The sequence below is a fragment of the Sorangium sp. So ce362 genome, assembly GCF_051519845.1.
Lineage (GTDB): Bacteria > Myxococcota_A > Polyangia > Polyangiales > Polyangiaceae > Sorangium.
Window position 1 is genome coordinate 10,738,750 of the sequence record NZ_CP150332.1, and the last position, 6,670, is coordinate 10,745,419.

Consider the following 6,670-nt stretch of genomic DNA (forward strand, 5'->3'; position numbering starts at 1 on the left):
GCCCGGCACGGCGAGCTGCCGGGCTCGACCCGAGGTCCTCGGGCCAGCCAGGTGAGGAGGGGGGCCGCACCTGCCCAGGGAGCTCGCCATGCAGCTCAACTACATGATATCACTTGTATTTTTACCAATTCTCCCGCCTTTCGGCCGAGCCCGACCACCCACCGGCCGGAGCGGAGCAGGCGTCCGCCCGGCGGCTGCGCCCGCCGTCAAGGTCATTGCGGCACGCCGTAGGTCAGGACGAACAGCACGGCGCTGAGCGCCGCGCAGACCCCCCACGCCCGGGTCGCGCTGCGCGCCAGGAAGGCACCGCACATCGCCGTCACCCAGAGCGGCACAACGAGCGCGAAGCCGAGGACGCCCGGCGTGTCCCCGGGGAGCGGCGCAAACCGCGCAACGCACGCGCTCGCCAGGATGGCGACCGGGAGCGTCCCGACCAGCGCCGCCAGCTGGCGCAGGGTGGCGTCGCGCCGGGCGAGCCGGTCGCTAGCCATGACACGCTCCTGCGAACGACAGCGCGGCGACCGCGGGAGGGCACAGGAGCGCAAGGCCCCACGCGGCGCGCGGCCACAGGGGCGCGAGCAGGACGAACAGGCTCGCGGCGCAGAGGAGCGCGGCAAAGGGGACGAGGTACGCCGCGGGGCCGGCCTCGATCCGGCGCCACAGCCCCACCGACAGCGAGAAGGAGACGGCGGCCAGGACGCGGGCCGCGATGCGCCATGCGCGCCTCCCGCGCAGCCGCGACGCGATGCCGAACGGAACGCGCTCCGGCCGCGCCGCGTGGAGCAAGGCGAAGGCGAGATACGCCGCGAGCAGCGACGCGATCTCAACCATGGGACGCCGTCTGGCCCCTGGCCATGAGCCCCGCCCCGCCATGGGCCAGCGACGCCCGCGGCTCGTCCTGCGTCGCCTGCCGGGGCGCCGCGCGCCGCGAGGCCGCCCGGCGAAGCGCCCAGGCCGAGGCGCAGAGCGCCGCAGCCACCAGGAGGAGCGCGACGTCGACCGCGACGACCGCCCCGAGCTTCGGCCCCGCGCCGAAGAGCCCCGCGCCCGACCAGCGCGCCGCGAGCGCGGGGACAGGCAGCAGCAGGAGCCCCGCGAGCCCGATCTGCCGCCACCAGAGGCGCCCGCCGTCGCGCGCGGCGAGCGCCCACGTGATGCAGAGCCCGAGCGCCGCGAGGAACGTGAGCTCCTCGGCCGCCATGCGGCCCGCCCAGTCGAGCGGGAGCGCCCGGCTCGCCAGGAAGAGCGCCGCGATCGCGACGAGGGTCCCCGCGCCGAAGCCCACGGTGAGCCGCGCGAGGAGGCGGTTGCCCAGGCTCTCGCGTCGCGCCTCCCGTCGCGCGAGCCAGATCCAGTTGCCGGTGAGGATCGTGGCGCACGTCGCCACGGAGAGCACGAGGAACAGGATGCGCAGGGCGACGCCGCCGAAATCGGCGTAGTGAAGGCCGTAGATCCAGCGAATCACGTCGCTGCGAGCGCCCTCGGCGCCCGGCATGTCGAGGGAGAGGACCGCGCCGTCGGTCGCCCGCAGGCGCACGATGCCGCTCCCGAACGGAACCCCCTCGACCGGCCCGCGGAGTTCGACCGTCCCGCTATCGAGGCCGTGATGCCGGATACGGTACCTCTCGGGCACGAACCGGGGCTCCGCCGCGCGCGCGCGCGCCGTGAGCTCGTCCAGGGTGAGGCCGCGCGCGGGCGCCCCTGGCGCCGGCTCGTCCACGTACGACGCCCCCCAGGCCACCCGGTCCGCCCGCGCGGCGTCCCCGCCGAACACGGGACCCGTGAACACCTGCACGAGCACCCCCAGGAAAATGAAGAACGCGCCTGTGTACGCGTACAGGACCTGAAACGGCAGCCCTATCACGCCGAGCACCTTGTGCATGTCCGACCACAGGACACGGCGCGTCTTGTCCGGCCGGAACCGATGAAACTGCCGGACGATGTCCTTCAGGTGGATGAGCACGCCGGTCGCCAGCGCGAGCAGGAGCGCGACGCACAGGATACCGGCCACATAGAACAGCCACATGCCGGTCGCTCGATGCCAGAGGTAGTGCAGGTCGTAGAGGAAGTCGGACAGCCGCTCGCGCTCGGGCACGAGCCCCTCGTGGATCCACGACAGGACGCTCTCGCCCTGCGAGCGGTAGAGGATCCGCGCGGCGCCCAGTCCATCCTGCGGCAGATCGAGCCAGAGCTCCTCAGGCGTGGCGGGAGCGGCGGCGAGCCCCTGTTCGAGCGTGGCCTGGAGCCCCACCTGCTCGACGGACGAGCGCTGCTGGGTCAGGGGCTCCTCCCACACCGCGAGCTGCCTCCGGAAGAGCGTGATCCCCCCCGACAGGAACATGACGTAGAGCAAGAGCCCACCGATCACGCCGGCCCATGCGTGCACGTCCCAGAAGGTCGTGAAGGCATGGCGGGAGAGCTTCTTGGCCATGTCGGGGTCTCCTGTCTCGCGTGAGCGCGCGTCCTTTACCGTACCTTCGATACACCGTGCAGGAATCCCGGCACCGTCATGGCGCGCCTGGGGCCCCCCTCCGCCGTGAGCTCGATGAGCGTGCTCTCGGCGTAGTCGTCCGTCGTCTCGGTCCCGAAGACCCGGCCATCGACCTGGAACCAGAGGACGTCCGAGGTCATGGGGCTCAGCTCGTCGATCCGAGCCGCTTCACCCGTGGCGGTGTCCCAGCGCCACCACTGCCACACCTGCTGGCTCGTGAGATCCGAGGTCACGCTGTCGGCTTCGACCGTGGCGGCGCTCTCGTCGAACACCCGGAGGAAGATGCTGTCGCCGCCGCCCGGGATGGGCTCGCCGGCGATCGCGCCGTCGGTCAGCTCGCCCAGGGCCATGAGGTAGTCCTGGTCGAAGGCGTCCGCGTCCTCCTGCACACGCAGCGCGCACGGCTCGGTCGGCAGCCGCTCGAGCAGGTGGGCCGCCCCCGCGAGCGCCGAGCTCACGAAATAGGCGTCCCCCGAGGCGGTCTCGACGGGCTGCGTGATCCCGCCGCAACGCTCGTCGACGTCGACCCGCACGACGGTGTCCGTCTTTGTGTCGATCACGACGAGCCCAGTCTCCTCGAGGATCGTGTCGTTCTGCTCCCAGTCGAACCATCCGACCGAGAAGAGGAGGCTGTCCCCGCGCAGGATCGACCCGTAGCTGTACAGCGCCAGGTAGCCCTGGCGGGCGGTCTCCGGCAGCTCGATGGTCCCCTCGATCTTCATCGCAGTGGGGTTCAAGACGATGAGCTGCTCGTTGTGGCGGTCCGGATAGTACGCCTTCGTCGAAGAGACGAAGTACAGGGTGGGCCAGAGATCCTGCACGCCGAGGGGCCGCAGGCTGACGCTCGTTCCCCCCTCGAGCGCGCCTTGCTCGTCGAGCGTGTAGCGCGAGATCGTCGGCGCGTCGCCGCCGCCGATGGCGACCCAGTCGAGGTCCTCGAACCCGTAGAGCTTGGCCGAGCCCGGAACCTCGAGCGCCTGGGACAGGTCGATCTCCGTGCCTTGATCGAGCGACGGGACTACGTGGAAATAAGCCGTCGTCGAGGTGTCGTCCCAGACGCGTGTCCCCACCACGAACGCTGGCCCGCCCGCGCCCCCGCCGCCGCTCGGGTTCGGCTCTCCTCCACCACCGCCGCTGCCGGCCGGGTTCGGCTGATCGTCCCCGCAGCCGCCACTCCCGAGCGCCACGGCCAGGAGCCCGAGCGCGCCGAGCGCGGCGCTCGCGCGCCTCGATGCCAGCCTGCTATTCGAGATCGTTCTCATGAATTCTCCTACGTCTCCATCACATCTCCAGCATTGCCTTGGAAAAGAAAGCCCGTCCGGGCCGCTGGACACCGTAGAAATCGAAGGCGGGCTCGTCGGTGAGGTTGTGGGCTTCGACGGTGAAGCTCAGGGTTCGCGGCGCGAGGCGCGCGACGTAGGTGAGCGCGAGCGAGTGCAGGAGCTGCGAGGGAACGCTCGCCTTGTCCTCGCGCCGCCCGTTGCTCTCCCAGCCGAGGAAGTACCCGTGCACGTAACGCGTGTCCCAGGTGAGCGCGAGCTCGTCGCGCGGCGCGGCGACCTCGCGGAGCTGCACGCGCGCCGACCCGTTGGCGAAGAGCCACGGCCGGTTCGGCATCCGCTGCCCCGCATAGCGGGCGAAGGTCCCTTCCTCGGCCGTGTTGCGGAGGTCATCGTACGTGACGTTGCCGTCGAGGACGACGTGCTCGCCAGGCGACGTCCAGCGAGCGGACGCCTCGACCCCCAGCGCCCGCGCCGAAAAGACGTTGTCGTACTGGGAGATCTTCCCGTTGCCGAGCAGCACGATGAGGTCCTCGGCCGCGCGGAGATAGCCGTTCGCCTCGAGCCGCCACGCGCCCGTCGCGCTGTCGGGGGCGTCGAACGTGACACCGATGTTCCCGTTGTGGCTCGCCTCGGGCAAGAGATCGAGCTTGGCGCGGATCAGCGCCCCGTCGCCGAACACCTCGTCGGGGCGCGGGAGCCGCCTCGCCCACTCGTAGGACGCCTTGGCATAGAGCCACTCGCCGAAGCGGTAGCGCAGGCCGTCGCCGACGCCGAGGCGATGGGTGTCGCGATCCCGCCGGCGGAAGCGGTCGGCGAGCCCCTGGACGCTCTCCTCCAGGCGCAAGAACTGCACATACTGCTTCACGAAGAGGACGTTCTCCAGGCGGTCGTCGAGCAGGTTGAGCTGGTGCTCGGCGCCGTGAACCCAGTTGACGAGCCCGCGATCGGCCGTGAGCGGGTCGCGGCCCTCGGGGTTCGCCTGCCTGCGCTCGTCTCCCGTGCGCGTGACGAACATCGGCGAGACGGAGAGCTGCAGCGCGTGCTCGGGGTGGGGCCGAAAGCGGAGGTTCAACCGTCCATAGCCGCTGTGCTCCCAGAACACCTGGTCCCGCGGCTTTGTGTCATCCTCGCCCGGCTTGCCGCCGGGGCTGCAGTGACCATACCAGTCGTAGGTGCACTCGCTGACATCGAGGAAGGTGGCGCGCCCGTACGCGTAACCGCCGATCGCCTCGATGGCGACGCCGCGGCCGAGCGGCTGCTCGTACCGGAGCGCCACACCCGTCGTGGTCTCGCCGTTCGTGACCTCGCCGTAAGGCACCTTCATGACGCCGAGCTTGTGCTGATGCTCCTTGTCGTACGCCGTGAGAAAGGCGCGCAGGAGCAGCCGCCGCGCCCAGGACCGGTTCACGAAGCCGAGCTCGACGCCTCCGCCCGCCGCCCGATAGGCATCATGGAAGCGGTAGACGCGGGCCGGGTGCTCGACGAAATCGGAGTCCGGCACGTCGACCGTCACGGGATAGTCGTTCCGCGCGTAGTCGAGGAAGCCGCTCACGCGGGCAAGGAAGCCGCTCGGCTCGTGCAGGTGGCGCGCCGTGGCGGCGAGCCGATGGGTGTCGAAGGACCCGACCTCGTAGGACGCGGCGCCGTGGGTGCCGCGCACGTCCTGGTCGGTGACCAGGTTGACGGCGCCGCCCAGCGCGTCAGCGCCGAGGCGCACCGGGACCACGCCGCGGTAGATCTCGACGCGGTCGATCAAATTGACAGGCACGTTCGCGATGCCGAACGGGAACCCGGCGAAATCGAGCGGCACGCCGTCGACAAAGAAGCGAATCTGGTCGTTCGAGAGGCCGTTGAGCGAGAAGCGCGTCGAGGACCCGAGGCCGCCGCTGCGCCGCACGCCGACGCCCTCGGTGCGGGCGAGCACCTCACCCATGTCGGCGGTCCTCTGCTTCGCCTGCCCGGTCTCGATGACCTTGATCGCCTGCGCGGACTGCCGGAGGCGCTCGGCCATGGCACCGCCGCGCACGGTCACCTCGACGGGCACAGCGTCCTTCGCCTGGCCGGGCCTCGCGGCCGGCGCGGGACGGGGCCCTTCCGTGCGCGTGGCCGCCACCCCGGCGCCCCCCTCCGCCGAGGAAGAGGGCTCGGCCGGGGACTCCTCGGGGAAACGAAACTCGTAGGCGTAGAGGATCCGTGAAGCGACCGGCGTGCCGCCCCGGCGCGCCGGCGTGAAGCGGAACCGGAGCGCCGCGGCCCTGGCCGCCTCGTCGAAGCCGCGGCCCATCGGCTCCACGACCTCGGCCTCGGCCACGCGCCCCGCCGCATCGATCAGGAGCTTCAGCACGACCCTGCCCTCCTGCCGTGCCGCCCGAGCCTCCGGCGGGACCTCGGCCTCGGCGCCCCCGACGAGCTGCGGCGGCTCGATCCGCCCGTCCCCCGCGCCGGACCGCGAGCGCTCGTCCACCGCCGCGCCGGCAGCAGGCGCGCGCGCGCTCGCCTCACGGCCGCTCTCCGCGCGTCCAGGGCCGTCCGGCACGCCGCCCTCCTGAGCGTGCGCCGGCGCAGGCACGCCCGGCAGCAGGAAGGCCATCAGGCCTGCAAGGAAGCCTCGAAGAACGAGAGAGCGTCGCGTCACCGCATCAACCTTCGGCCTCGAGCGCGCTGCGGTGCGTCGGGGGTGGAGGAACCGGGCAGGCGTCCATGGCCGTGAAGACTCCGGTACCCGAGCTGAAAACCAAAATCAATTTCATCTTCACCGCAGAACCGCCGTTTCGGGCGTTTTTTCTTGACGGACCCTGGATCGGTGTTCCATACAACCGCCGCTGAGAAATTAATAATCGTTTTCATTTTCAATAACAAGACGACAGGCGAGTGAGGCGGCCGCGGCGCCAGGCCT

The 6,670-nt window shown here is 71.0% G+C and carries 6 protein-coding genes; 1 reads left to right on the forward strand and 5 read right to left on the reverse strand.

Going from position 1 to position 6,670, the window contains the following annotated elements:
- Nucleotides 1-212: 212 nt before the first annotated feature.
- From WMF17_RS41340 to mxcH, 5 genes are read right to left on the reverse strand one after another with little or no spacing between them, the layout of a single operon-like run.
- The gene (locus WMF17_RS41340) at nt 213-491 is read right to left on the reverse strand and encodes a hypothetical protein (RefSeq protein ID WP_437599048.1); all 279 of its coding nucleotides are present in this window, start codon (nt 489-491) and stop codon (nt 213-215) included.
- On the reverse strand, nt 484-831 hold the full coding sequence (locus tag WMF17_RS41345; RefSeq protein ID WP_437599049.1) for a hypothetical protein: 348 nt from the start codon (nt 829-831) through the stop codon (nt 484-486). The genes WMF17_RS41340 and WMF17_RS41345 overlap by 8 nt, the downstream gene beginning before the upstream one ends.
- Nucleotides 824-2,431, reverse strand: a complete 1,608-nt coding sequence (locus WMF17_RS41350; protein WP_437599050.1) for a PepSY-associated TM helix domain-containing protein — start codon at nt 2,429-2,431, stop codon at nt 824-826. Before WMF17_RS41350 ends, WMF17_RS41345 begins: the two co-directional genes overlap by 8 nt.
- A gap of 35 nt (nt 2,432-2,466) precedes the next feature.
- Nucleotides 2,467-3,753 (reverse strand): hypothetical protein, encoded by a 1,287-nt coding sequence (locus tag WMF17_RS41355; protein ID WP_437646488.1) that lies wholly within the window; start codon nt 3,751-3,753, stop codon nt 2,467-2,469.
- 19 nt (nt 3,754-3,772) lie between these two features.
- Nucleotides 3,773-6,409, reverse strand: a complete 2,637-nt coding sequence (gene mxcH / locus WMF17_RS41360; protein ID WP_437646489.1) for a TonB-dependent siderophore myxochelin receptor MxcH — start codon at nt 6,407-6,409, stop codon at nt 3,773-3,775.
- A 65-nt stretch (nt 6,410-6,474) separates the two neighbouring features.
- On the opposite strand from mxcH, the gene WMF17_RS41365 reads away from it, so the two are divergent.
- Nucleotides 6,475-6,600, forward strand: a complete 126-nt coding sequence (locus tag WMF17_RS41365; RefSeq protein ID WP_437646490.1) for a hypothetical protein — start codon at nt 6,475-6,477, stop codon at nt 6,598-6,600.
- Nucleotides 6,601-6,670 lie beyond the last annotated feature (70 nt).

Bases quoted from the DNA above. Each gene is read 5' to 3' on its own strand.
- WMF17_RS41355 (WP_437646488.1), bottom strand. From the start codon at position 3,753: ATGAGAACGATCTCGAATAGCAGGCTGGCATCGAGGCGCGCGAGCGCC.
- WMF17_RS41365 (WP_437646490.1), top strand. From the start codon at position 6,475: ATGGCCGTGAAGACTCCGGTACCCGAGCTGAAAACCAAAATCAATTTC.
- WMF17_RS41340 (WP_437599048.1), bottom strand. From the start codon at position 491: ATGGCTAGCGACCGGCTCGCCCGGCGCGACGCCACCCTGCGCCAGCTG.
- WMF17_RS41345 (WP_437599049.1), bottom strand. From the start codon at position 831: ATGGTTGAGATCGCGTCGCTGCTCGCGGCGTATCTCGCCTTCGCCTTG.
- WMF17_RS41350 (WP_437599050.1), bottom strand. From the start codon at position 2,431: ATGGCCAAGAAGCTCTCCCGCCATGCCTTCACGACCTTCTGGGACGTG.